25 protein-coding genes are annotated in these 22,316 nt (G+C 60.4%); 14 read left to right on the top strand and 11 right to left on the bottom strand.

Annotated elements, in window-relative coordinates:
- Positions 1-6: 6 nt before the first annotated feature.
- The gene (locus ACR0KJ_RS07910) at positions 7-828 is read left to right on the top strand and encodes an extensin family protein (RefSeq protein WP_170453147.1); all 822 of its coding nucleotides are present in this window, start codon (positions 7-9) and stop codon (positions 826-828) included.
- Here the strand turns inward: ACR0KJ_RS07910 and ACR0KJ_RS07905 are convergent.
- Positions 825-1,826 carry a DUF2125 domain-containing protein gene (locus ACR0KJ_RS07905; RefSeq protein WP_170452719.1) on the bottom strand — a complete coding sequence of 334 codons (1,002 nt, stop codon included), beginning with the start codon at positions 1,824-1,826 and terminating at the stop codon, positions 825-827. The two genes, ACR0KJ_RS07910 and ACR0KJ_RS07905, sit on opposite strands and share 4 nt — an antisense overlap.
- Before the next feature lie 67 nt (positions 1,827-1,893).
- Here ACR0KJ_RS07905 and ACR0KJ_RS07900 point away from each other — a divergent pair, with 67 nt between their 5' ends.
- From ACR0KJ_RS07900 to ACR0KJ_RS07885, 4 genes are all read left to right on the top strand, one after another.
- Positions 1,894-2,424 carry a gamma-glutamylcyclotransferase gene (locus tag ACR0KJ_RS07900; protein WP_170622830.1) on the top strand — a complete coding sequence of 177 codons (531 nt, stop codon included), beginning with the start codon at positions 1,894-1,896 and terminating at the stop codon, positions 2,422-2,424.
- A gap of 69 nt (positions 2,425-2,493) precedes the next feature.
- Positions 2,494-3,672, top strand: a complete 1,179-nt coding sequence (locus ACR0KJ_RS07895) for a biopolymer transporter ExbB (protein WP_170452715.1) — start codon at positions 2,494-2,496, stop codon at positions 3,670-3,672.
- 3 nt (positions 3,673-3,675) lie between these two features.
- Positions 3,676-5,355 carry a peptidoglycan -binding protein gene (locus tag ACR0KJ_RS07890; protein ID WP_170452712.1) on the top strand — a complete coding sequence of 560 codons (1,680 nt, stop codon included), beginning with the start codon at positions 3,676-3,678 and terminating at the stop codon, positions 5,353-5,355.
- 106 nt (positions 5,356-5,461) lie between these two features.
- A complete protein-coding gene (locus ACR0KJ_RS07885; RefSeq protein WP_480626368.1) occupies positions 5,462-6,118 on the top strand; it encodes a phosphotransferase in 657 nt (218 codons plus the stop codon).
- A 100-nt stretch (positions 6,119-6,218) separates the two neighbouring features.
- On the opposite strand, the gene clpA is transcribed toward ACR0KJ_RS07885, so the two are convergent.
- Together clpA and gloB are read right to left on the bottom strand one after the other, a co-directional pair.
- Positions 6,219-8,543, bottom strand: coding sequence for an ATP-dependent Clp protease ATP-binding subunit ClpA (gene clpA, locus ACR0KJ_RS07880; RefSeq protein ID WP_170452709.1), 2,325 nt, complete (start codon positions 8,541-8,543; stop codon positions 6,219-6,221).
- Positions 8,544-8,717: 174 nt separating this feature from the next.
- Complete coding sequence (gloB, locus tag ACR0KJ_RS07875; protein ID WP_480626367.1) at positions 8,718-9,485, bottom strand: hydroxyacylglutathione hydrolase; 768 nt, start codon at positions 9,483-9,485, stop codon at positions 8,718-8,720.
- 61 nt (positions 9,486-9,546) lie between these two features.
- Here gloB and ACR0KJ_RS07870 point away from each other — a divergent pair, with 61 nt between their 5' ends.
- The 7 genes from ACR0KJ_RS07870 to ACR0KJ_RS07840 all read left to right on the top strand — a co-directional run bounded on the left by ACR0KJ_RS07870 (position 9,547) and on the right by ACR0KJ_RS07840 (position 15,917).
- Positions 9,547-10,281 (top strand): methyltransferase domain-containing protein, encoded by a 735-nt coding sequence (locus ACR0KJ_RS07870; protein ID WP_170622838.1) that lies wholly within the window; start codon positions 9,547-9,549, stop codon positions 10,279-10,281.
- A 311-nt stretch (positions 10,282-10,592) separates the two neighbouring features.
- Entirely contained in the window at positions 10,593-11,153 is a 561-nt protein-coding gene (locus ACR0KJ_RS07865) for a F0F1 ATP synthase subunit delta (RefSeq protein ID WP_170521667.1), read from the top strand.
- Entirely contained in the window at positions 11,154-12,692 is a 1,539-nt protein-coding gene (gene atpA, locus ACR0KJ_RS07860; RefSeq protein WP_152459013.1) for a F0F1 ATP synthase subunit alpha, read from the top strand.
- Positions 12,693-12,707: 15 nt separating this feature from the next.
- On the top strand, positions 12,708-13,586 hold the full coding sequence (locus ACR0KJ_RS07855; protein ID WP_480626366.1) for a F0F1 ATP synthase subunit gamma: 879 nt from the start codon (positions 12,708-12,710) through the stop codon (positions 13,584-13,586).
- Positions 13,587-13,604: 18 nt separating this feature from the next.
- Positions 13,605-15,029 carry a F0F1 ATP synthase subunit beta gene (atpD, locus tag ACR0KJ_RS07850; protein WP_170521672.1) on the top strand — a complete coding sequence of 475 codons (1,425 nt, stop codon included), beginning with the start codon at positions 13,605-13,607 and terminating at the stop codon, positions 15,027-15,029.
- 12 nt (positions 15,030-15,041) lie between these two features.
- The gene (locus ACR0KJ_RS07845) at positions 15,042-15,452 is read left to right on the top strand and encodes a F0F1 ATP synthase subunit epsilon (RefSeq protein ID WP_050604827.1); all 411 of its coding nucleotides are present in this window, start codon (positions 15,042-15,044) and stop codon (positions 15,450-15,452) included.
- Positions 15,453-15,566: 114 nt separating this feature from the next.
- Complete coding sequence (locus ACR0KJ_RS07840) at positions 15,567-15,917, top strand: H-type lectin domain-containing protein (protein WP_170452701.1); 351 nt, start codon at positions 15,567-15,569, stop codon at positions 15,915-15,917.
- A 17-nt stretch (positions 15,918-15,934) separates the two neighbouring features.
- On the opposite strand, the gene rpiB is transcribed toward ACR0KJ_RS07840, so the two are convergent.
- The gene (gene rpiB / locus ACR0KJ_RS07835; RefSeq protein ID WP_480626365.1) at positions 15,935-16,384 is read right to left on the bottom strand and encodes a ribose 5-phosphate isomerase B; all 450 of its coding nucleotides are present in this window, start codon (positions 16,382-16,384) and stop codon (positions 15,935-15,937) included.
- Positions 16,385-16,389: 5 nt separating this feature from the next.
- Positions 16,390-17,409: a ribose-phosphate pyrophosphokinase gene (locus ACR0KJ_RS07830; protein WP_170452698.1), complete on the bottom strand. Its 1,020-nt coding sequence runs from the start codon at positions 17,407-17,409 to the stop codon at positions 16,390-16,392.
- Positions 17,410-17,516: 107 nt separating this feature from the next.
- Between ACR0KJ_RS07830 and ACR0KJ_RS07825 the strand changes: the two genes are divergently transcribed.
- Positions 17,517-18,119 (top strand): 2-hydroxychromene-2-carboxylate isomerase, encoded by a 603-nt coding sequence (locus tag ACR0KJ_RS07825; RefSeq protein ID WP_170452697.1) that lies wholly within the window; start codon positions 17,517-17,519, stop codon positions 18,117-18,119.
- A gap of 62 nt (positions 18,120-18,181) precedes the next feature.
- Entirely contained in the window at positions 18,182-18,952 is a 771-nt protein-coding gene (locus tag ACR0KJ_RS07820) for an alpha/beta fold hydrolase (RefSeq protein WP_480626364.1), read from the top strand.
- Here the strand turns inward: ACR0KJ_RS07820 and ACR0KJ_RS07815 are convergent.
- The 6 genes from ACR0KJ_RS07815 to ACR0KJ_RS07790 all read right to left on the bottom strand — a co-directional run bounded on the left by ACR0KJ_RS07815 (position 18,939) and on the right by ACR0KJ_RS07790 (position 22,251).
- Positions 18,939-19,973 (bottom strand): threonine aldolase family protein, encoded by a 1,035-nt coding sequence (locus tag ACR0KJ_RS07815; protein WP_480626363.1) that lies wholly within the window; start codon positions 19,971-19,973, stop codon positions 18,939-18,941. The genes ACR0KJ_RS07820 and ACR0KJ_RS07815 overlap by 14 nt on opposite strands.
- Positions 19,973-20,446, bottom strand: a complete 474-nt coding sequence (locus ACR0KJ_RS07810; RefSeq protein ID WP_480626362.1) for a YcgN family cysteine cluster protein — start codon at positions 20,444-20,446, stop codon at positions 19,973-19,975. Before ACR0KJ_RS07810 ends, ACR0KJ_RS07815 begins: the two co-directional genes overlap by 1 nt.
- Entirely contained in the window at positions 20,443-21,375 is a 933-nt protein-coding gene (locus ACR0KJ_RS07805) for a bifunctional riboflavin kinase/FAD synthetase (protein WP_170452691.1), read from the bottom strand. The genes ACR0KJ_RS07810 and ACR0KJ_RS07805 overlap by 4 nt, the downstream gene beginning before the upstream one ends.
- A gap of 31 nt (positions 21,376-21,406) precedes the next feature.
- Positions 21,407-21,547, bottom strand: coding sequence for a sulfotransferase family protein (locus ACR0KJ_RS07800; RefSeq protein ID WP_170452689.1), 141 nt, complete (start codon positions 21,545-21,547; stop codon positions 21,407-21,409).
- Positions 21,548-21,582: 35 nt separating this feature from the next.
- The gene (locus ACR0KJ_RS07795; RefSeq protein WP_170452688.1) at positions 21,583-21,690 is read right to left on the bottom strand and encodes a Stf0 family sulfotransferase; all 108 of its coding nucleotides are present in this window, start codon (positions 21,688-21,690) and stop codon (positions 21,583-21,585) included.
- A 117-nt stretch (positions 21,691-21,807) separates the two neighbouring features.
- Positions 21,808-22,251 (bottom strand): MaoC family dehydratase, encoded by a 444-nt coding sequence (locus ACR0KJ_RS07790; RefSeq protein WP_170452686.1) that lies wholly within the window; start codon positions 22,249-22,251, stop codon positions 21,808-21,810.
- Positions 22,252-22,316 lie beyond the last annotated feature (65 nt).

Here is a 22,316-nt window from a genome sequence, read left to right as displayed (position 1 = left end):
TTCTGTATGGCGGCGCTTTGGGCCGTTGCCGCGCAGGCAAAGCCCCCGGAACAGTCATTGTTTCCCGTTGCGCGTCCCAATAGCACTTCGAACAGCGTCGAATTGGTCGCGGCCTCCAGCCGCGCGGCAACCCCGCTGAGCATCCCCAAAATGCGCCCCGAATTGCGCCCCGTGTCACCGCAGGTTACTGCAGCCGCCGCGCGCCCGTCGGATTTGCCGTTGCTGGGCCCGGATACATCCCTGATGCCTTACCTGCGGCCCGAGTCGCTGGAGCAAGCCATTCTGTTCAAGCGACGTAAGCTGCGCAAAGGCTCGGTTTGTGGGGATATTGCGATTCAGGGCAAACCCGTCGGGCGCGTGAGCAGCAAGGTCAGTGCCTGCGGGATCAAGGATGCGGTGCAGATTACCTCGGTGTCGGGCGTTGCGCTCAGCCGTCCATCAACGATGGATTGCGGAACGGCGATTGCGTTGAACAAGTGGGTGGATAAATCGGTCAAGCCCACGTTCAAGCGGCGCGGACCGGTGGTGCAGTTGCAGGTCGCTGCCCATTATGCCTGCCGGACGCGGAACAATCGCAAAGGCGCGCGTATCTCTGAACATGGCAAAGGCCGCGCCATCGACATTTCGGGTTTCGTTATGGCGGATGGTGAGGTTGTCACCGTCTATGATGGCTGGCGCAAGAACCCTTCGCAGAAACAACTTAAAAAGGTCTGGCGCGGGGCGTGCGGGCCTTTTGGAACGGTTCTGGGGCCGAATTCTGACCGGTACCACCGTGATCACTTCCATCTGGACACGGCGCGCTATCGCCGTGGTCCCTTCTGCCGTTAACGCAGGATCAGGCGTGGGGCCGGGCCCAAGGGCAGGGGCCCCAGCGCCACAAACCCGTCGCGGAAATTCAGTTGCAGATCCAGCGCATTCGGGTTGCCGCCCAGCCCCGCCAGAAAGTTGAGCGCACGGGTGACCGGATCGACCGCCTGATCGGGCAGGGCCCCCGCCGCGTTTGCCATCGCAATCATGTCGCGCCAGTTCTCGGCCTTGATGGCGATTTCGCCGGTTGGAATGCCTTGGGCATCCACGTCCAGCTCACCTGCGGCAAATAACCGAAGCTCTCCCCATTTGATCTCGGCCAGGTTCAGGTCAATGGCCACGGGCTGAGGGCGGCTTTCTTCCAGCGCGGTCCGGTCCCACGGCTTGTCGAATGTGGTTACCATGTCCAGTTCCAGCGTTTCGAACCGCTGCGGCAGCGAGGTGGCGGACTGCATCAGAGCCCGCAGATCGTCCCCCGGGGCGAACCCTTCGATCTGCGCCGTGATTGCATAGGCTTCGGGGGTCGCCGTCTGCTCCATCACAAGGCCAAGGGTGTCGCCGCCGGCCAGCGCCTCGCCGTCTTCCGAGATCAGCCAGGGCCCGGCGGTCAGCGCCATCTTCTCAAGCACCAGCGCGACACCGGGTTGCAGTTGTAACTGGGCCTGAAGCTCCTGCGCCTCAATGGTTGCGGTCTGGTCGAAATAGGACAGGCGCTGGGGTGTGTCGGCAAAGCGCAGAATCTGCCGCCCCGGCCAGATCGCGGGGCTTTGGAATTCGATCCAGTCCGCGCTCCACGCGGTTCCGGTGGCAGGATCGGCCAGGGCCGGGCTGTTCAGCCGCGTGATGTGATGCGCAGGAAATCCCGCTGTTTCGACATCCGAAAACTCGGCCTGCCACCCGCGGGATTGCTGGGCGTCAAACCAGCCTGTGATCGCGTTGCGCAGGCCATATCCGGCGATGAACCAATAGGCGCTCCATGCGATGGCTGCAAAAATGAACACTCGTATCAGACGGCGCATGAGCTTCGGCCCTTTTTCCTGCCTCGGAATTGATGTTTATAGGTCGAAACAGGCAAGGACTAGTGCAATGACAATGTGGGTTTTCGGATATGGATCGCTGCTGTGGAACCCCGGCTTCCCCGTGGCCCGAAGCGAGCTTGCGACGCTGCAAGGATATGCGCGGTCCTTCTGCATGAGCTCGATCCACCATCGCGGCACCGAAGAGAAACCCGGCCTTGTTCTGGCATTGGACGAGCAACCCGATGCCCACTGCAAGGGGCTGGCGCTGGCCGTTGAGGCCGGGCATGAGGACCGCACCCTGCACGAATTGCGCGAGCGTGAGCTGATCTCATCCGCTTACGTGGAACGGATGCTGGACGTGCATCTGGACAATGGCGACATCGTCACTGCCGTGACCTATGTGATTGACGAAGGCCACGTGCAGTATTGCGGGGGCATCCCGCTGGAAGAACAGGCCCAGATCATCGCCCATGCGGTTGGCGGGCGCGGTCCGAACACCGAGTATCTGTACAACACTGCCGAACATCTGGCCGAGATCGGGCTGCATGACCCCGATCTTGAGTGGTTGTCGCAACGGGTGCGCAGTATCACCGCATAAACCCTTGGCGTCACCAGCGGATTTTCGCTAGATTCAGGCCAGAGCAGATAAAGACCGGGAACCACGCGCATGGCGCAGGCACATCAGGGCGCGAGACCCCATTTCTCGCATCCCATTCGACAGATCGTGATGATGTTGATCGCAATCGGTCTGTCCGGGCTGGGGGTGTTTCTGGCGCTGCCCTACGTGCTGCCGGTGTTCTTCGCCAACCCCTACCTGAACGGCTTCATTCTGATGGTGTTCATCATCGGTGTTTTCGCCTGTTTCTATCAGGTCACGCAGCTGATCGGCTCGGTCCGCTGGATTGAGGCGTTTGTCGGCGGTGTTGTCCGCGAAGATGCCCGAACCCCGCAATTGCTGGCCCCGCTGGCCTCGCTGCTGCGGGAACGGGGCGCACGGTCGCAGATCAGTTCGACCTCGACCCGGTCGATTCTGGATTCGGTCGCCGAGCGGGTGGAAGAAGAGCGTGAGATCACGCGCTATATCACCAACGTCCTGATCTATCTGGGCCTGCTGGGCACGTTCTTTGGCCTCGCCACCACGGTCCCCGCCATCGTCGACACCATCCGCAGCCTGAACCCGCAAGAAGGTGAGGAAGGTCTTGCTGTTTTCAACCGCCTGATGACCGGGCTTGAGGCGCAGTTGCAGGGCATGGGCGTGGCCTTTGGCTCGTCGCTTTTAGGTCTGGCCGGGTCGCTGATCGTGGGCTTGCTAGAGGTGTTTGCGGGCCACGGCCAGAACCGGTTTTACCGCGAGCTTGAGGAATGGTTATCCTCGATCACCCGCGTCGGTTTTGCCTCGGGCGAGGAAGGCGGGGCAGAGATTGCTGTACTGACCCCGGTTCTGGATGCGATGTCCGAACAGATGGACGCCTTGCAAACCTTGTTCGTGGCGCAGGAAACCGACCGGGCTGACGTGTCGAACAAGCTGGGGCAGCTGGTCGATGCCATCGGGCAAATGAACCAGCGTCAGGCGGATAACGAAGGCATTACAGCCGCGCTGGAACGTGTGGCCTTGGGGCAGGACGCCTTGCTGGATCACATGCGCGATCACGGCGCAGGCGACGGCATCGACGCTGAAAGCCGGATGCGCCTGCGATCCATGGACGTCCAACTGCTGCGCATCCTCGAAGAGATTTCGGCTGGCCGTCAGGAAAGCATGAACGAATTCCGCAAGGACATCGAGTTGTTGGTCAAGGCCATGACCCTGCCACGCGGCGCCGTGCGTACGACGCCCGAAGGAGAGTAACCCATGGCCCTGTCCCGTCGCACCGGTCAACGGTTCCAGGGCTCGGTCTGGCCCGGATTCGTGGATGCGATGACGGGCCTGCTGATGGTGCTGACCTTTGTGCTGACCATCTTCATGGTGGTGCAGTTCGTGCTGCGCGAGACGATTTCCGGGCAGGAGGATGAACTGACCGCCCTGTCGGACGAGGTCGCGGCGCTGGCCGGTGCGCTGGGGTTGGAAGAGCGTGAAAACAGCCGCTTGCAGGCCCGGCTGGGGGCCTTGAACGCCACCCTGACGCAGGCCGAGGACGATCTGGCGCAGGCGCAGACCCGCATTACGGATTTTGAGGCTCAGGTCGCAACGTTGCTTGCCGATCAGGCGCGCGCGCAGGACGACATTGCCGCCTTGGAAACACAGCGCGCGGACCTGTTGGGCGAACGGGACGCGTTGGATCAGGCATTGGCCCAAAGCCGCGCGGAAATCGACGCGCAGGCCGAGGCCGCTCGCCTTGCCGCTGCCCGGCGCGAGGCGCTGGAAGCACTGGTGGCCGATCTGGAACAAAGCGGCGAGGAGCGCGCGGCGCAGATCGCGGAATTGCAGGAGCAGCTTAGCGATGAAGAGGCCGCACGGCTTGCTGAAGCCGCCGCAGCGGAAAACCTGCGCAACCGCTTGCAGGATGCCGATGCCGAACTGACCGCGATGACTTTGGCGCTTGAGGCGCAGCGGAAGGAGGCCGAGGACACGCTTACCTTGTTGGCCGCCGCGCAAGCGGCCCGTGCCGAGTTGGAGCGCCAGTTCGGTGAATTGAACAACGAAGACCTGCAAGCCCAGTTGCAGGCTGCCCTGGATGCGCGGACACAGGCGGAAACCGATGCCAATGCGCAAAGAACGCTGGCGGAACAGCGCGCGGCGCTATTGGATGTCGCGCGTGAAACACTCTCTGCAGAGCAGGCGATTTCGGCGAAGGCTCAGCGCGAGGCCGCTTTGCTGAACCAGCAGATTGCGGCCCTGCGGGGGCAGTTGGGGTCCCTACAGGCGTTGCTGGATGACTATGAAGAACGCAATGCTGCCGCCGACATCCAGATTCAGACCTTGGGCCAGGACCTGAACGCAGCGCTTGCGCGGGCCGCCTCCGAAGAGCGCCGCCGCCGCTTGTTGGAAGAGGCCGAACGTCAGCGGCTTGAAGCCGAGGCCGAGGCTCTGGCCGGGCAGAATCAGGAACTGACTGCACAGGCCGAGGACCTGCAACGCTATCGGTCCGAGTTTTTCGGCAGGTTGCGCGATGTTCTGGGCGATCAGGAAGGTGTCCGGATCGAGGGCGACCGGTTCGTGTTCTCATCCGAGGTGCTGTTTGACACAGGTTCGGCAGAATTGTCCGCCGAAGGCCGGCAGGAGGTCGCAAAGGTCGCCGCGATCCTGCGCACCGTTGCCGCCGAAATCCCCGAGGGCCTGAATTGGGTGATCCGGGTCGATGGCCATACCGACAATGTGCCCCTGGCCGGGTCCGGGCGGTATCGCGACAATTGGGAACTGAGCCAGGGTCGCGCCTTGTCGGTCGTGCGCTACATGGTCGATGCGCTGGGCATCCCGCCGAACCGTCTGGCAGCCAACGGGTTTGGTGAGTTCCAGCCCGTCAATCCAGCCGACACCCCCGAAGCCCGCGCGCAAAACCGACGGATCGAGTTGAAACTGACCGAGCGGTAAGGCGTCAACTTTGGATTAAATCGTTCTGCCCGGCGGGAATTTCGCCTCTGGATCCGATGAAACACGGCACTTCGCTTCCTATATTATTTCAAGAGGTTGAGAGGGGATGTGTTTGAAAGGCAGGGTGACAAGTCTGGCTAATGCGGTCGATGAGGCTCTGCTTGCGTCCCATCAGCGCGTGGCCCTGTGTCAGACCAGGCAAGGCGACAAGTTCTGGCTGAAACGTGTCGAACGGTTTGCCCCCCACCTCTGGCTTGTCAAAGGAAATCCCGAACAGGCTTTTGAACGGGATCGGTCTTCTCATCGCAATCTTTGGAACCTTGGTGCGCCTGTCCCCAGAATCCTGGCCGAAGGATGCGGTTACATAGCGGTTGAGGATGCGGGTCGCAGCCTGACCAAGTTTTGCACCGAAAGGTCCATTACGGTTGCGGAAAAGCTCAGGGCGTGCCGGGCTGCTGGGCGCGCGCTGGCGCGTCTTCACGCGATGGGATTGGCGCATGGACGTCCCGCTTTTCGGGATATGTGCTGGGACGGTCGTCAGCTTCGTTTTATCGATTTTGAGTATTTTGTGCCCACAAAAGCGGGCAGGCTGCGCAAGGCGCGCGATCTGAGTATCGCTGTCCTATCTGCCTTTTCTCAGGGTGTAGATGGGCCGCGTTATGCGGTCAGTTTGGCGCTTGCATATCGGGAAGCGCGGGGCAGAGAGCCACTGGTTTTGCCCGTGCCATGCCACGTGACCAGTTTCCGCTCACGCAACCGGTGACTTGGTTGGGTACTGCCCAGTATGTTCTCATCGCGAGAATGCTATGAAACGAAAAAACCCGCCAAAGACTGGCGGGTTTTCTCATTCGTATTTTCACCGATCAGTCGGCAGTCAGCAACGGCGGCTTATCACCCGGAATGCGGCGTTGATCGGGGCCTAGGATTTCAAGATCCAACTCGCCCTTCTTGACCGAGACGCGCACCACGCCGCCCTTGGCCAGTTTGCCGAACAGCAATTCCTCGGCCAAAGGTTTCTTGATGTGCTCCTGAATGACACGGCCCAGCGGACGCGCGCCCATCTTGTCGTCATAGCCCTTGTCGGCCAGCCACGCGGCGGCTTTGGGGGTCAGGTCGATGGTCACGCCGCGATCCAGCAATTGCGCCTCAAGCTGCAGGACGAATTTCTCGACCACTTGCAGGATGACCTCTTTCGGCAACGGCGCGAAGGAAATCACGGCGTCCAGACGGTTGCGGAATTCCGGCGTGAACATGCGTTCGATTGCGGCGGTATCCTCGCCCTCGCGGCGGTCGCGGGCAAAGCCGATGGCGGCCTTGGCCTGTTCCTGCGCGCCCGCGTTCGAGGTCATGATCAGCACCACGTTGCGGAAATTCACCGTACGACCGTTATGGTCGGTCAACTCGCCATGGTCCATCACCTGCAACAAGATGTTGAACACATCCGGGTGGGCCTTTTCGATCTCGTCCAGCAGCAGCACGCAATGCGGATGCTGATCGACACCGTCGGTCAGCAGACCGCCCTGATCGAACCCGACATAGCCCGGAGGGGCACCGATCAGACGGGAAACCGCGTGTTTCTCCATGTATTCCGACATGTCAAAGCGCAGCAATTCCACGCCCAGATTGTCGGCCAGCTGTTTCGCCACCTCGGTCTTGCCCACACCGGTCGGACCGGCGAACAGGTAGTTGCCGATTGGCTTTTCAGGTTCACGCAGACCGGCACGGGCCAGTTTGATGGCGCTGGCAAGCGCCTCGATGGCTAGGTCCTGTCCGAACACCACGCGTTTCAACGAGGCTTCGAGGTCTTTCAGAACCGCCGCATCATCCTTGGTGACGTTTTTCGGCGGGATGCGGGCGATCTTGGCGACGACCGCTTCGATCTCTTTCACACCGATGGTCTTGCGACGCTTGCTTTCGGCGACCAGGTGCTGCGCGGCACCGGCTTCGTCGATCACGTCGATGGCCTTGTCCGGCAACTTGCGGTCGTTGATATAGCGCGCCGACAGTTCGACGGCTGTCTTGATGGCATCTGCGGTATATTTGATCTCGTGATGTTCTTCGAAATAGGGTTTCAGACCGCGCAGAATCTTCACGCTGTCCTCTACCGAAGGCTCATTCACGTCGATCTTCTGGAACCGGCGGCTCAGCGCGCGGTCCTTTTCGAAATGTTGACGGAATTCCTTGTAAGTGGTCGAGCCCATGGTGCGCAGCTTGCCGCCCTGCAAGGCAGGTTTCAGCAGGTTCGAGGCATCCATCGCCCCGCCTGATGTGGCACCGGCACCGATTACGGTGTGAATCTCGTCGATGAACAGAACCGCGTCGGGGTGATCTTCCAATTCGGTCACAACCGCCTTGAGCCGTTCTTCAAAGTCCCCACGATAGCGGGTTCCGGCCAGCAACGCGCCCATATCCAGCGAGTAGATGGTGGTGTTAGACAACACATCCGGGGCCTCGCCGCCCACAATCTTATGGGCCAGACCCTCGGCAATGGCGGTTTTACCCACGCCCGGATCCCCCACCAACAGCGGGTTGTTTTTGCGGCGACGGCACAGCACCTGAATGCAGCGTTCGACCTCATCCGCGCGGCCGATCAGCGGGTCAACGTCTCCGGCCCGCGATTTCGCGTTCAGATCGACGCAGTATTTGCCCAGAGCGCTTTCTTTCTGCTCACCATCGCCAGCGCTGGACTGCACCTCTTCCTCGACCTGATCCGCGCCCGAGACCGAGCGGCTTTCGCCATAGGCAGGGTCCTTGGCAACGCCGTGGGCGATGAAATTCACCGCGTCGTAACGGGTCATGTCCTGTTCCTGCAGGAAATAGGCCGCATTGCTTTCGCGTTCGGCAAAAATGGCGACCAGCACATTGGCCCCGGTCACCTCGGTCCGGCCCGAGCTTTGAACATGGATCGCGGCGCGCTGGATAACACGTTGGAAGGCGGCAGTCGGCACTGCTTCGGACCCATCTATGTCAGTGACCAGATTAGACAGGTCTTCGTCGATAAATTCGACCAAGGTGCTGCGCAATTCGTCCAGATCGACGCTGCAGGCCTTCATGACCCGAATGGCATCGGGTTCTTCCAGCAGCGCCAGCAGCAGATGCTCCAACGTTGCAAATTCGTGTCGCCGTTCATTCGCAGCTGCAAGGGCCGCGTGGATGGCTTGTTCCAATGTGCTCGAGAATGAAGGCACGCGGGTGCTCCTCTGTCTTGGGTCAGAAGGGGGCGGGCTTTCGGCCGGAACCCCATCCCAACCATGTCCTCATACTATTAGAGTTTGGTTGATCGACGCCCGGCTTCAAGGGTTTTCTTTCACTTGACAGTCACATTTGTTGTGACCGTGTCCGTGAAGGGGGGCAAATAGGCATCAAAACCGGTCTTTTCTACCCCTGATCTCGGCAAAAACAGCGGCTGGGTCGGCCCCCACCATGCCAAGATGCGCCTGAATCGCGGGATCAGAGGCCCGCAGGAATGGATTTGTTGCTTTCTCAAGGGCCAAAGTTGACGGAACTGTCGGTTCTCCGGCGGCGTTGGCGCGGTTGGTATCCGCAACGCGCTGTTGCAAGGCGGCGTTATCGGGGTCAATCGTGACGGCAAACTTGGCATTCGACAGGGTATATTCATGGCCTGAACACACCAAAGTATCGTCGGGCAGCGCCGCCAGCTTGCTGAGCGAGGCCCACATCTGATCCGGCGTGCCTTCGAACAGGCGACCACAACCCAGGGCCATCAGGCTGTCTGCGGTAAAGACCACGGCGCTTTGGGGCAGATAAAATGCGATATGACCAACCGTATGGCCCGAAACGTCCAGCACCTCGACCGGCTCTCCTCCGATCTCAAAGCTGTTGCCTTCGGACACTTGCAGGTCCAGCGGGGGCAGGCGATGGGCGTCTGCAGCAGCCCCGATCACCTTGGCCGGATGCTTTTCCAGGATGCCGGGCAGGCCATCGACGTGATCCCAGTGATGATGGGTCAGCAACACGTGGCTCAGGCTCCAGCCGCGGCGGTCCAGTTCGGCCAGAATCGGCCCCGGTTCGGGCGCATCGACCAGAGCCGTCTGGCCGGTTGCGGCATCATGCGCCAGAAATGCGTAATTATCGCTGAGACATGGGATGGTTACGATCTCAAGAGGCATGGCCTTTTGCCCTTTCATTGCTAGACTGCGCCCAGCTAAGCCGATTGACCGGGTATCCGCAATGCATCTTGATGTGCAGGATCTGAGGAACTTTTACTACCGCAGCACGCTGGGCCGTGCGGCGCAGGCGGCGATCCGTGGGCGGCTTGTCGATCTGTGGCCCGAAGCCAAGGGCCAAACGGTTGCGGGATTTGGGTTCGCGGTGCCTTTGCTGCGCCCCTATCTGGCCGATGCGCGCCGCGTGATCGGCCTTATGCCCGGTCCGCAGGGTGTGATGCCCTGGCCTGCGGGCATGCCCAATGTTTCGGTCCTGACCGAAGAGACGCTGTGGCCCATCGAAACCGGTCATGTCGACAAGCTGGTGGTCATGCACGGGCTGGAAACCTCGGAACGCCCAAGCCAGTTGCTGGACGAATGCTGGAGGGTTCTGGGGCCGGGTGGCAAGGCCCTGTTCGTCGTACCGAACCGGGCCGGGCTGTGGTCCCGAACCGATCGCACGCCTTTTGGCTTTGGGCGTCCGTATTCGGCGACACAGTTGGAAAACCAGTTGAAGGCGCATCATTTCAAGCGTGAAAACCATTGCTCGGCGCTTTATCTGCCGCCGTCATTCCGGCGCTTCTGGCTGAAATCCGGCAGTCTGATCGAAAAGACGGGCCAGCGGATCCCGACAGTCATGGCCGGTGGCGTTCTGATGGTCGAGGTCAGCAAACATATCCGCCCACCCAGCGGCAGTGTAACGAAAGATACCGCAAAACGGCCGATCAAGGCACTGGACGGGCTGCTCAAGCCCGCGTAACCGCGAAACCTGCGGGGCGTTTTTACCGCCCGAAATTGATGAAAATCGGCCACAGGAATCGCAAAAACCTACAGTTTGGTAACATTTTTATCTCAAGCCAGCCGGTCAAAAGGGTCGCACTTTGCGTAAGTGTATGAAATTCAACGTTTTGTGGATAAGGCGCTGGCCGTGATAATATATTGCTAGCTTGGTTCGGCTCTGCTACATCCCCGGTGATTTTGATCCCCGCCCTTTATGGACGGGGTTTCTTCACGCCCCCGGGGTAGCTGCCGCAACGCGAATTCGGGGCCCAAAATATCGGAAGGGTGGACGTGTCCGAACCAGCTTCGATTTCCACAGGCATCGCCGAGCGCTATGCCACCGCGATTTTCGAGATCGCGAAAGAGAATAATGACCTCGCAGGTCTGGAAACCGGCATCAATGATCTGGCAGCAGCACTGGGCGACAGCGCCGAATTGCGCGACCTGATTGCCTCGCCTCTGGTTTCCCGCTCTGAACAAGAAGGCGCAATCACCGCAATCGCTGCGAAAATGGGTCTTAACACCATTCTGGGCAACACGCTGGGCCTGATGGCGCAGAAACGCCGCCTGTTCGTGGTGCCGCAGCTGGTGCAGGTTCTGCGCGACATGCTGGCGGATGAGCGTGGCGAAGTGACCGCCGATGTCGCCTCGGCCAAGGCGCTGACCAAGACACAACTGGAAAAACTGTCCAAGACGCTGTCCGAGCGTGTGGGCAAGACCGTGACAATCAATGCGACCGTGGATGAAAGCCTCATCGGCGGTCTTGTCGTTAAAGTGGGCTCGAAAATGATCGATAGCTCGATCCGTTCGAAGCTGAACTCCCTACAGAATGCAATGAAAGAGGTCGGATAAATGGGAATCCAAGCTGCAGAGATTTCTGCAATCCTGAAGGACCAGATCAAGAATTTTGGTCAGGAAGCCGAAGTGGCCGAGATCGGCCGCGTGCTGAGCGTCGGTGACGGGATTGCCCGTGTATACGGCCTGGACAATGTCCAAGCGGGTGAAATGGTCGAGTTTCCCGGCGGCATCATGGGCATGGCGCTGAACCTTGAAAGCGACAACGTGGGTGTCGTTATCTTTGGGTCCGACCGTGACATCAAAGAAGGTGACACCGTCAAGCGCACCAACTCGATCGTGGACGTTCCGATCGGTGACGAACTGCTGGGCCGTGTTGTTGACGGTCTGGGCAACCCGCTGGACGGCAAAGGCCCGATCAACGCGACCAAGCGTGGCGTTGCAGACGTCAAAGCCCCCGGCATCATCCCGCGTAAATCGGTGCACGAGCCGATGGCAACCGGCCTGAAATCGGTTGACGCGATGATCCCGATCGGCCGTGGCCAGCGTGAGCTGATCATTGGTGACCGTCAGACCGGCAAAACCGCCGTTGCTCTGGACGCGATCCTGAACCAGAAAACCTACAACGACGCAGCAGGCGACGACGAGTCGAAGAAACTGTACTGCGTATACGTCGCCATCGGTCAAAAGCGTTCGACCGTTGCGCAGCTGGTGAAGAAGCTGGAAGAATCCGGCGCGATTGAATACTCGATCGTTGTGGCCGCAACCGCGTCCGACCCGGCGCCGATGCAGTTCCTGGCACCATATGCCGCGACCGCGATGGCCGAATACTTCCGTGACAACGGCCGCCACGCGCTGATCATCTATGATGACCTGTCGAAGCAGGCTGTGTCCTATCGTCAGATGTCGCTGCTGCTGCGCCGCCCGCCGGGCCGTGAAGCCTATCCGGGCGACGTTTTCTACCTCCACTCGCGCCTGCTGGAGCGTTCGGCGAAGCTGAACGAAGATTTCGGCGCAGGCTCGCTGACCGCTCTGCCGGTTATCGAAACTCAGGGCGGTGACGTATCAGCCTTTATTCCGACCAACGTGATCTCGATCACCGACGGTCAGATCTTCCTGGAAACCGAACTGTTCTACCAGGGCATCCGTCCTGCCGTGAACACCGGTCTGTCGGTTTCGCGTGTGGGCTCGTCGGCTCAGACCAACTCGATGAAGTCGGTCGCCGGTCCGGTTAAGCTGGAACTGGCTCAGTACCGCGAAATGGCTGCGTTTGCGCAGTTTGGTTCCGACCTCGACGCCGCGACCCAGCAGCTGCTGAACCGTGGTGCGCGTCTGACCGAGCTGATGAAACAGCCGCAGTACTCGCCGCTGACCAACGCTGAAATCGTCTGCGTGATCTTCGCCGGTACCAACGGTTACCTCGACAAGATCGACGTGTCCGATGTTGGCCGTTACGAAGCTGGCCTGCTGGCGCACCTGCGTGGCAAGCACGCGGATCTGCTTCAGTGGATCACGGACGAAGATCCCAAGATCAAGGGTGACGCTTCCGACAAGATCAAGGCTGCGCTGGACGAATACGCCGCAACCTTCGCTTAAGGGAGAGGCGGGCATATGCCAAATCTTAAGGACCTTAAAAACAGGATCGAGTCGGTCAAATCGACCCGCAAGATCACCAAGGCCATGCAGATGGTCGCGGCTGCAAAACTGCGCCGCGCCCAGGAATCTGCCGAAGCCTCGCGCCCCTATGCCGAACGGTTCAATGCCGTGATGGCGGGGCTGGCGGCGTCGGTCGGGGGCAGCGACAGCGCCCCCAAGCTGCTCCGGGGTACGGGCAGCGATGATGTCCATCTGCTGGTTGTCATGACAGCTGAACGCGGCCTGTGCGGCGGCTTCAACTCGAACATCGCCAAGCTGGCCCGCCAAAAGGCGGACGAGCTGCGTGCCAAAGGCAAGACGGTCAAGGTTCTGACCGTCGGCAAGAAAGGCCGCGACGCGCTCAAACGTGATTTTGGCGATCTGTTCGTTGGACATATCGACCTGAGCGAGGTCAAGCGTCTGGGTTACACCAATGCGCAGGACATCGCCAAGGATATCCTGTCCCGCTTTGACGGGGGTGAGTTTGACGTTGCCACGATCTTCTATTCGAAGTTCGTCAACGTTGTGACTCAGATCCCGACGGCACAGCAGATCATCCCCGCCTCGTTCGAGAACGAAGCGGCAGGTGACGACAGCGGTGCCATCTTCGACTACGAGCCCAGCGAAGAGGCCATTCTGGCCGACCTGCTGCCCAAGGGGGTTGCCACCGCGATCTTCTCGGCCTTGCTCGAAAACGGAGCGTCTGAACAGGGTGCACGGATGTCCGCGATGGACAACGCGACACGCAACGCGGGTGAGATGATCGACAAGCTGACGATCCAGTTCAACCGCTCGCGTCAGGCCGTGATCACCAACGAGCTGATTGAAATTATTTCCGGCGCCGAAGCGCTGTAAGAAAACCGGAGACGAAACATGGCGAATGCAAAAGGCAAAGTCACACAGATCATCGGGGCCGTCGTTGACGTGCAGTTCGATGATCAGCTGCCTGAAATTCTGAACGCGCTGGAAACCACCAACAACGGCAAGCGCCTGGTGTTGGAAGTTGCTCAGCACCTGGGTGAAAACACCGTCCGTACTATCGCGATGGACGCGACCGAAGGTCTGGTCCGCGGCGAAGCGGTTACCGACACCGGCGCACCGATCTCGGTTCCGGTTGGTAACGCCACCCTGGGCCGCATCCTGAACGTTGTCGGCGAGCCGATCGACGAAAAGGGCGAGGTTGTCGCAACCGAGACCCGCGCGATCCACCAGCCCGCACCCGAGTTCGACGAACAGTCGACCGAGTCGGAAATCCTGGTCACCGGCATCAAGGTTGTTGACCTGCTGGCCCCCTACGCCAAAGGCGGTAAAATCGGCCTGTTCGGCGGCGCGGGCGTTGGCAAAACCGTTCTGATCATGGAACTGATCAACAACATCGCAAAAGTGCACTCGGGCTTTTCCGTGTTCGCGGGTGTTGGTGAACGGACCCGTGAAGGCAACGACCTGTATCACGAGATGATCGAATCGAACGTCATCAAGCCGGACAACCTGTCGGAATCGCAGGTGGCCCTGGTTTACGGTCAGATGAACGAACCTCCGGGTGCGCGTGCGCGTGTTGCTCTGACCGGTCTGACCCTGGCCGAGCAGTTCCGTGATCAGTCCGGGACCGACGTTCTGTTCTTCGTCGACAACATCTTCCGCTTCACGCAGGCGGGTTCCGAGGTTTCGGCTCTGCTGGGTCGTATTCCTTCGGCTGTGGGCTACCAGCCGACACTGGCCACCGACATGGGCGCCCTGCAGGAACGCATCACCTCGACCAAGTCGGGCTCGATCACCTCGGTGCAGGCGATCTACGTGCCTGCGGACGACCTTACCGACCCTGCGCCTGCGACCTCGTTTGCGCACCTCGATGCGACCACCGTTCTGAACCGTGCGATCTCGGAAAAGGGTATCTACCCTGCGGTTGACCCGCTCGACTCGACCTCGCGTCTGCTTGACCCGGCGATTGTTGGTGAAGAGCACTACAAGGTTGCAACCGACGTTCAGCAGATCCTCCAGCGCTACAAGTCGCTGCAGGACATCATCGCCATCCTCGGCATGGACGAACTGTCGGAAGAGGACAAACTGACCGTGGCCCGTGCCCGTAAGATCGAACGCTTCCTGTCGCAGCCGTTCGACGTGGCCGAGGTTTTTACCGGTTCGCCGGGCGTTCAGGTTCCTCTGGACGTGACCATCTCGTCGTTCAAGGCCGTTGTGGCTGGCGAATACGATCACCTGCCCGAAGCGGCCTTCCTGATGGTTGGCGGCATCGAAGAAGTGATCGCCAAGGCCGAGAAGATGGCAGCAGAAGCCGCCTAAGGAGTATCCCTGATGGCAAACACGATGCAATTCGACCTCGTCAGCCCCGAGCGGAGCCTTGCTTCGCTCAGCGCTACCGCGGTCCAGATTCCCGGCGCGGACGGGGACATGACGGCGATGCCCGATCATGCCCCCACCATCACCACGCTGCGCCCCGGTCTGCTGAAGGTTGAGGCACCCGAAGGGTCCAGCGAATACCTGGTCACCGGCGGGTTTGCCCAGATCAACGGCGACAGCCTTTCGGTTCTGGCCGAAAAAGCGATCCCGGTGGCCGAAGTGACCCGCGCACATCTGGACGAGCTGATCGAAGACGCCCGCGCCTCGCACGAGGCGGCCAAGGGTGGTGACGACCAGACCATCGTCGATGATGCCGCCAAGTTGCTGGCCGACATGGAAGCGCTTGGAACGCATATGAGCCTGTAACAGGCATCACAGCTGAAAATTTGAACGGCCTCGCACCTGCGGGGCCGTTTTTTTGTCGTGCTTTTGCCGAAAAGCCGGGATAAGTTGCGGGAATTCAAGAATAATGATGACAGAATGAAGAAATTTCTTACCCATCCCATCGGCATCGATCAGGGCGAAGAGGTGCTGTTTTCCGAATTCGCCGAAGGCGGCGATATGTGGACCGGCGAAGGCCCGCGCGAACGTCGGGCTCAGATTCGATTCAGCGAAGCCTTTCGGTCGATCCCGGTTGTACAGGTGGGCATTTCGCTGTGGGACGTGGACACGTCTTCGGCATTACGGGCAGAGGTGAAGGCGCAGGATGTGACGCCCCAGGGGTTCACGGCTGTATTCCGCACCTGGTCGGATACCCGTATCGCCCGCATCCGGGTTGCATGGACGGCTATTGGTGAAGTCGCCCACGCAGATGATTGGAATATCTCCTGATCGGAGCAGGGCGCGGATTAGCTGTCCTGCGCCTCGATCATATCCACTCGTGTAGCGTGGCGGCCGCCTTCGAACTCGGCGGACAGAAACGCGTCCACGATGTCCAGTGCCTGACCTTCGCCAACGACGCGTGCGCCGATGGACAGCATGTTGGCGTCGTTGTGCTGGCGGATCATCCGGGCCGAGAAGGCGTCAGAGCACACGCCGCAGCGGATGCCGCGGACCTTGTTTGCCGCCATCATGATCCCTTGCCCGGTGCCGCAAAGGATGATGCCCAGCTGACAGTCACCCGACGCCACCGCCTGCGCTGCGGCTTTGCCGTGTTTGGGGTAATGCGTGCTTTCCGGGGTCGTCGGGCCAATATCGACCACCTCCCAGCCTTGCTGGGCGATGTGGTTGGCCACGGCCTGACGCAGATCGATCGCTGCGTGGTCGCTGGACAGGACAATACGTTTGTTGGCAGTCATCACATTCAGTCCATCTGGTACATGGATTCGTAGATCGGTGTCAGCGTTTTGTCTTCGAACAGAGATGAAACGCTGGTGCCGTTCCAGATGTTCAGGATGGCCTGAGTGAAGATCGGTGCGGTCGGCACGATGCGGATATTCTTGGCCTTCAGGATCTCTTTGGTTGGCTGGATCGTATCCGTCAGGACCAGAGACTTCATGACCGAATTGGTCACACGCTCGACTGCAGGGCCGCTCATGACGCCATGGGTGATGTAGGAATGAACCTCTTTCGCGCCGTTATCCAGCAGGACCTGCGCCGCTTTGCACAGCGTGCCGGCGGTGTCGCACATGTCGTCCACAATCAGGCAGATTTTGTCTTTGACGTCGCCGATCACGGTCATTTCAGCCACTTCGCCTGCTTTTTCGCGGCGTTTGTCGACAATCGACAGGGGGGCGTTGATGCGCTTGGCCAACTCGCGGGCACGGGCCACGCCGCCGACATCGGGCGAGACCACCATGATCTCGTCCAGATTGTCCTTGAACTGATGCTTCACATCCAGCGCAAAAATCGGCGAGGCGTAAAGGTTGTCCACCGGGATATCAAAGAACCCCTGAATCTGGGCGGCGTGCAGGTCCATGGTCAGAACCCGCTCGATCCCTGCGCCGGTCAGCATGTTGGCCACCAGCTTGGCGCTGATCGGCGTGCGGGCCTTGGTGCGGCGGTCCTGACGGGCGTAGCCGAAATAGGGGATCACGGCGGTGATCCGCTGGGCCGACGACCGGCGCAGTGCGTCGGCGATGATCAGCAGCTCCATCAGATTGTCATTGGCCGGGTTCGAGGTCGGCTGGATGATGAACATATCCTCGCCGCGCACGTTCTCGAAGACTTCGACGAAGATCTCGCCGTCATTGAACCGCTCGACCCGCGCATCGACCAGACCCTGGTCAACGCCGCGATACAGGCTCATGCGGCGAGCGATGGTTTCGGCAAGCGGAAGGTTTGCGTTCCCAGCAATAAGCTTGGGTTCGTGGAGTGTCGGCATTGGCTGAGATCCCCGGGCAGCGTTGGCAATGTGACAGATTCGTGATGTTGACACCGCTTAGCATGGCCTTACCGTCCCGCAAAGATAACGCTGCGGAGAAAGTGCACATGACCCAGATTGACTACTTTTTTGCGACAATTTCGCCCTACACCTATCTGGCCGGTTCCCGGCTGGAAGAGATCGCGGCGAAGCACGGCGCGACGATCAATTACAAACCGCTGGATATCATGGCCTTGTTCGCGCGCACCGGGGGAACGCCGCCAAAAGACCGCCATATCTCGCGCACCGAATACCGCGCGCAGGAGTTGCTGCGGCAATCCAGGGATCTGGGGATGGAGTTCAATCTGCAGCCCGCACACTGGCCGACCAATATGGCCCCGTCGTCCTATGCGGTGATCGCCGCGATCAAGGATGGCTCGGGCGATGTGGGCAAGCTGTGCCAGTCCATCCTGCGCGCCTGCTGGGCCGAGGAAAAGGATGTGGCACAGGATGATGTGATCCGCGACTGTCTGTCGAATGCCGGGTTTGACCCCGATCTGGCCAATAGTGGCTTGCTGGTCGGGGCCGAGACCTATGCCGCCAATCTGGAAGAGGCCGTGGATCGCGGCGTGTTTGGCGCGCCGTTCTACCTCACGCCCGATGGCCAGCGGTTCTGGGGTCAGGACCGGCTGGACGATCTGGATCGGCATCTGGCAGGGATGAACGGGTGACAGCCTTGGCTGCAGCGTCACACGCGGCCTTCGTCCGGCATTTGGGGAAGGGGGAGCGCAAATTGCTCGCCCTTCACTGCACCATTGCGCATTCCGGCGCGTGGTCCGGTTTGGCCAAGGTTCTGGAGGGCAGCGCGTCTCTGATCGCCCCGGATATGCCGTCGCACGGGCGCAGTCCGGATTGGGACGGGCAGAGCGATTTCTTCGATGCGGTGGCTGGGCAGGCGACGCAGGAGTTGACCGAACCCATGGATCTGATCGGTCATTCCTTTGGGGCGATCGCCGCGCTGCGGCTGGCAATGGTAAACCCGCAATACGTGCGCAGCCTGACCCTGATCGAACCCGTATTCTTTGCCGTGGCAAAACAGGATGCGCCCCAATTGTTCGACCAGCACATCCACGCGTCCCAACCGATCAATGCAGCCTTCGCGGCGGGCGATACAGCTTTGGCCGCACGGCTGTTCAACCGGATGTGGAGCACCGGCATCAGCCCGAAATGGCCTGACCTGCCCGAGCGAACTCGGGCCAGCATGGTGCGGGGGATACATGTTGTTCCTGCCTCCCATCCCGTGCTGTACGAAGACCGTGCCGGGTTGCTGGACCCGGAGAACTGCAAACGCGTCACGATGCCGACCCTGTTGCTGAGCGGGTCTGAAACCGACCCGACACTGCCGGTGATCTGCGAAGGATTGCAGCACCGCCTGCCAAATGCGCGGCATAAGGTGGTGCGCGGCGCGGGGCATATGCTGCCCATCTCGCACCCCCATGAGACAGGCGCGCTGCTTCAGGAGTTCTGGAAAGCCAACCCCGCGACAGGCGTTACAGCAGGCTGAGGAACCGGTCGATTTCAGCCGCCCCAATCGACCAGTCGCAAACCAATCGGCAGGCGAGGTTTTCGTCGTCATCGTCCCCTTCAAGCTCGGCACCCCAGAGGTGATAGACCGCCCCGGCCTCGTGCAATTGCTTGTGCTTGGCGCGTGGGAATGAGGCAAAGATCATATTGGCCTGCGGCTCGTGCAGGAACGTGGCCCCCTTGGCGCGCAACCCGTTGGCCAGCAGAGCGCAGTTGTCGTTGGCCTGACGGGCCATTTTCAACCAAAGATCATCTTCCAGATAAGCCGCCATCTGGGCGGACAGGTAGCGATGTTTGGAAAACAGATGCGCCCCGCGTTTGCGGCGCAGCTCGAATTCCCAGGCTTTGCTTTCGTCAAAGAACACGACGGCCTCGACGCCCATCAGGCCGTTCTTCGTGCCACCAAAGCTGACCGCATCCACACCTGATTTCCAAGTCATATCCGCCGGGGAACAATTCAGCGCAACCAGAGCGTTGGTGAACCGCGCCCCGTCCAGATGGACGGGCAGGCCGTATTCCTTGGCCACGCGGCACAGGGCCTGCAACTCTTCCAACGAATAAACCGACCCGCGCTCGGTGACCTGCGTGATCGACACAGGCCCGCGCTGTGGCCCGTGCACCCCGCGCGTTTCTTCCCCAAGGATCGAGCCGCGCAACGCATCCGGGGTCATCTTGTCACCACCCGGCACCAGTGTCAGCTTCGCCCCGCTGTAAAACTCGGGCGCGTTGCACTCATCCTCGTGGATATGCGCGACCGGAGAACAGAAGACCGTTTCCCAGGGGTTGGACAGCGTCGCAAGGGCCAGCGAATTTGCCGCCGTCCCCGTCGCCACCAGATAAACCGCAGCGCCCGGTGCCTCGAAGATGCTGCGGATACGGTCGCGCACCTCGTTCATCATCGTGTCCGCGCCATAGGCCATCTGGTACCCCTGATTGGCCTCGGCCAACTTGGCCATGACCTGCGGGTGAACCGGGCCGGAATTGTCAGACGCGAAATACATCAGGTTGGCTCCTCGATAATATGGTCTTCCCACTCTTCCATGGGGGTTTCGAACTCGGACACCGTGCGGCCCTGAACCGAGACGCCCGCCGCGTGTACGCTGTCCGGCGTACCAGATATCAAAGGATGCCAGTCGTAAAGAGGTTTGCCTTCCCACAGCAATCGATACGCACAGGTTTGCGGCAACCAATAGGCGTGGTCGTCAATATTGTCGGGGGTCATGACGATGCATTCGGGCACGAATTGGTGCCGGATGTCATATTGCGTGCAGCGGCAGCTTTCATCGTCCAGCAGGCGGCAGGCAACGCAGGTCAGGGCAACTTCGCCTGTGTCCTCATCCTCAAGCTTGTTCAGGCAACATTTGCCACAGCCGTCGCACAGGGCCTCCCACTCGCGCTGGCTCATCTTGCGCAAGGGCTTGCGTTCCCAGAACCGGGCCGGCAGGCCCGCGCGTTCAATCGGATCGGTGGTCATAGGGCGGCCAGAATACCACGGGCCTTTTCGCAATCGGCATCCATCTGCGCGATCAGGCCGTCCAGCCCATCGAATGTCAGCTCTGGTCGCAGGAAGTCGATCAGACCGACGGACAGGGTCGAGCCGTAAAGATCACCGGAAAAGTCGAACAGGAAGGTTTCGATGTTGGGGGCTTCGCCATGGAACATGGGGCGCACACCGATCGAGGCCGCCCCGTGATAGCTGCCCTGATGCGGTCCGTCCAACACGTCGACCAGCACGGCATACACCCCGAATTTGGGCGGGTGCAGACCTTCGATGGACATGTTCGCGGTTGGAAAGCCCAACTCGCGCCCGCGCTGCTCGCCCCCGATCACCACGCCTTCGATCCGGTGCCAATGGCCCAGCATGGCGGCCGCATCACGCGGACGCCCGTCGCTGAGAGCGGTGCGAATGGCGGTCGAGGAAACAACGTTTTCCGACCGCTCCATCAGTGGTGCAATGGTGACGCCAAATCCCATCTGCTCGCCAAAGTTGACCATATCCTGCGCGGTGCCGACACGACCTTTGCCAAAACAGAAATCTGCCCCCACAACGATATGGGACAGGCCCAGCCCATCGCAAATGACGTTTCTGGCGAACTCTTCCGGGGACAACCCGGCAAGCGCCGCATTGAACGGCAGTTCGTACAGCATCTGCACGCCCAGCTTCTCAAGCCGGTGCGCCCGCGCGTTGCCCCGCATCAACCGGAAAGGGGGGGCGTCCGGGGCGAAGTACTCGCGCGGATGCGGCTCGAACGTCAAAACACCCAAAGGCGCATCAGGGGCAGCGCGGCGCGCCAGTTCGATCACCGACTGGTGCCCCAAATGAACGCCATCAAAATTCCCGATCGCCACACTGGCGCCGCGGTCCTGAGGCTCGATGTACTGAAAATCCCGGATGATGTGCATATGGCTTGCCTAGCTGGACTGTCAGGCGGGTTCAAGCACCTGATTGGTCTTGCTTGCGCTGCGTCTCAGCCACGTATTGCCGAACCCAGTCCCTGTTCGTGGCGTCCCAGAGTTTGGCCGTCGGCGTTTCGACGCCCTGCGCCAGATCCGGATCAAGACCGAGGGTTTGCATCACCTAGGCCAATCCGACGGGGATGGCGCGTGAAATTAAGAGTCAGGCCAACCTGCACAACCGGTTTCACGTAACAATCGACATAGCAGGGAACTGCCACTGCGGGGGCTGGTGCAGGTGAAATAGGAATTGAAGCGGGGCATTAATCGACCCATCGGCCCGATGAAAAGCTATCCCGCTATGATCCCGTGATCTTGCATGGTGACAACAAAAAAGGCGCCATTCCGGGCGCCTTTGCTGTGACGTGATGTGATCAAGGCTCAGTCGAACTTGCGCGACGGAGCCAGAACCATCGCCTCACCAATCAGGACCTTCTTGCCGTCGACCGAGCAATGGCAATCCAGCTTGACGCGGCGTTTGGCAAAGTCGATGTCGATGACTTTCACCTCGGCATACACCATGTCGCCGGGGCGCACGGGGGCCAGGAATTTCAGCGACTGACCCATGTATACGGTGCCATGGCCAGGCAGCTGCTCACCGATCACGGCCGAGATCAGACCCGCCGTCAGCATCCCATGGGCGATGCGCCCTTCAAAGATCGTGTCACGCGCATAATCGTCATCCAGATGCACCGGGTTCCGGTCGGTCGAAACCTGCGCGAACATCTCGATATCCTCATCCGTCACCACTTTGCGCAGGTGGCGGGACATGCCCATCTCGATGTCTTCGATACAGATCGTTCCGCGTGGAAGATTGTCCAACATGTTGCCCTCACTCGAAGTTGGCCGTGAAAGAAAAATCCACCATCAGGCCTAGGTTGGCAACTTTA

This window comes from Ruegeria sp. AD6 (assembly GCF_056542325.1).
Note: the sequence above shows the minus strand (reverse complement) of the source record. Positions and strands in the feature narration are given on the sequence as shown.

Bases quoted from the DNA above. Each gene is read 5' to 3' on its own strand.
- ACR0KJ_RS07910 (WP_170453147.1), top strand. From the start codon at position 7: ATGGCGGCGCTTTGGGCCGTTGCCGCGCAGGCAAAGCCCCCGGAACAG.
- ACR0KJ_RS07905 (WP_170452719.1), bottom strand. From the start codon at position 1,826: ATGCGCCGTCTGATACGAGTGTTCATTTTTGCAGCCATCGCATGGAGC.
- ACR0KJ_RS07900 (WP_170622830.1), top strand. From the start codon at position 1,894: ATGACAATGTGGGTTTTCGGATATGGATCGCTGCTGTGGAACCCCGGC.
- ACR0KJ_RS07895 (WP_170452715.1), top strand. From the start codon at position 2,494: ATGGCGCAGGCACATCAGGGCGCGAGACCCCATTTCTCGCATCCCATT.
- ACR0KJ_RS07890 (WP_170452712.1), top strand. From the start codon at position 3,676: ATGGCCCTGTCCCGTCGCACCGGTCAACGGTTCCAGGGCTCGGTCTGG.
- ACR0KJ_RS07885 (WP_480626368.1), top strand. From the start codon at position 5,462: ATGTGTTTGAAAGGCAGGGTGACAAGTCTGGCTAATGCGGTCGATGAG.
- gloB (WP_480626367.1), bottom strand. From the start codon at position 9,485: ATGCCTCTTGAGATCGTAACCATCCCATGTCTCAGCGATAATTACGCA.
- ACR0KJ_RS07870 (WP_170622838.1), top strand. From the start codon at position 9,547: ATGCATCTTGATGTGCAGGATCTGAGGAACTTTTACTACCGCAGCACG.
- atpA (WP_152459013.1), top strand. From the start codon at position 11,154: ATGGGAATCCAAGCTGCAGAGATTTCTGCAATCCTGAAGGACCAGATC.
- ACR0KJ_RS07855 (WP_480626366.1), top strand. From the start codon at position 12,708: ATGCCAAATCTTAAGGACCTTAAAAACAGGATCGAGTCGGTCAAATCG.
- atpD (WP_170521672.1), top strand. From the start codon at position 13,605: ATGGCGAATGCAAAAGGCAAAGTCACACAGATCATCGGGGCCGTCGTT.
- ACR0KJ_RS07845 (WP_050604827.1), top strand. From the start codon at position 15,042: ATGGCAAACACGATGCAATTCGACCTCGTCAGCCCCGAGCGGAGCCTT.
- ACR0KJ_RS07840 (WP_170452701.1), top strand. From the start codon at position 15,567: ATGAAGAAATTTCTTACCCATCCCATCGGCATCGATCAGGGCGAAGAG.
- rpiB (WP_480626365.1), bottom strand. From the start codon at position 16,384: ATGACTGCCAACAAACGTATTGTCCTGTCCAGCGACCACGCAGCGATC.
- ACR0KJ_RS07830 (WP_170452698.1), bottom strand. From the start codon at position 17,409: ATGCCGACACTCCACGAACCCAAGCTTATTGCTGGGAACGCAAACCTT.
- ACR0KJ_RS07825 (WP_170452697.1), top strand. From the start codon at position 17,517: ATGACCCAGATTGACTACTTTTTTGCGACAATTTCGCCCTACACCTAT.
- ACR0KJ_RS07815 (WP_480626363.1), bottom strand. From the start codon at position 19,973: ATGTATTTCGCGTCTGACAATTCCGGCCCGGTTCACCCGCAGGTCATG.
- ACR0KJ_RS07810 (WP_480626362.1), bottom strand. From the start codon at position 20,446: ATGACCACCGATCCGATTGAACGCGCGGGCCTGCCGGCCCGGTTCTGG.
- ACR0KJ_RS07805 (WP_170452691.1), bottom strand. From the start codon at position 21,375: ATGCACATCATCCGGGATTTTCAGTACATCGAGCCTCAGGACCGCGGC.
- ACR0KJ_RS07800 (WP_170452689.1), bottom strand. From the start codon at position 21,547: ATGCAAACCCTCGGTCTTGATCCGGATCTGGCGCAGGGCGTCGAAACG.
- ACR0KJ_RS07795 (WP_170452688.1), bottom strand. From the start codon at position 21,690: ATGCCCCGCTTCAATTCCTATTTCACCTGCACCAGCCCCCGCAGTGGC.
- ACR0KJ_RS07790 (WP_170452686.1), bottom strand. From the start codon at position 22,251: ATGTTGGACAATCTTCCACGCGGAACGATCTGTATCGAAGACATCGAG.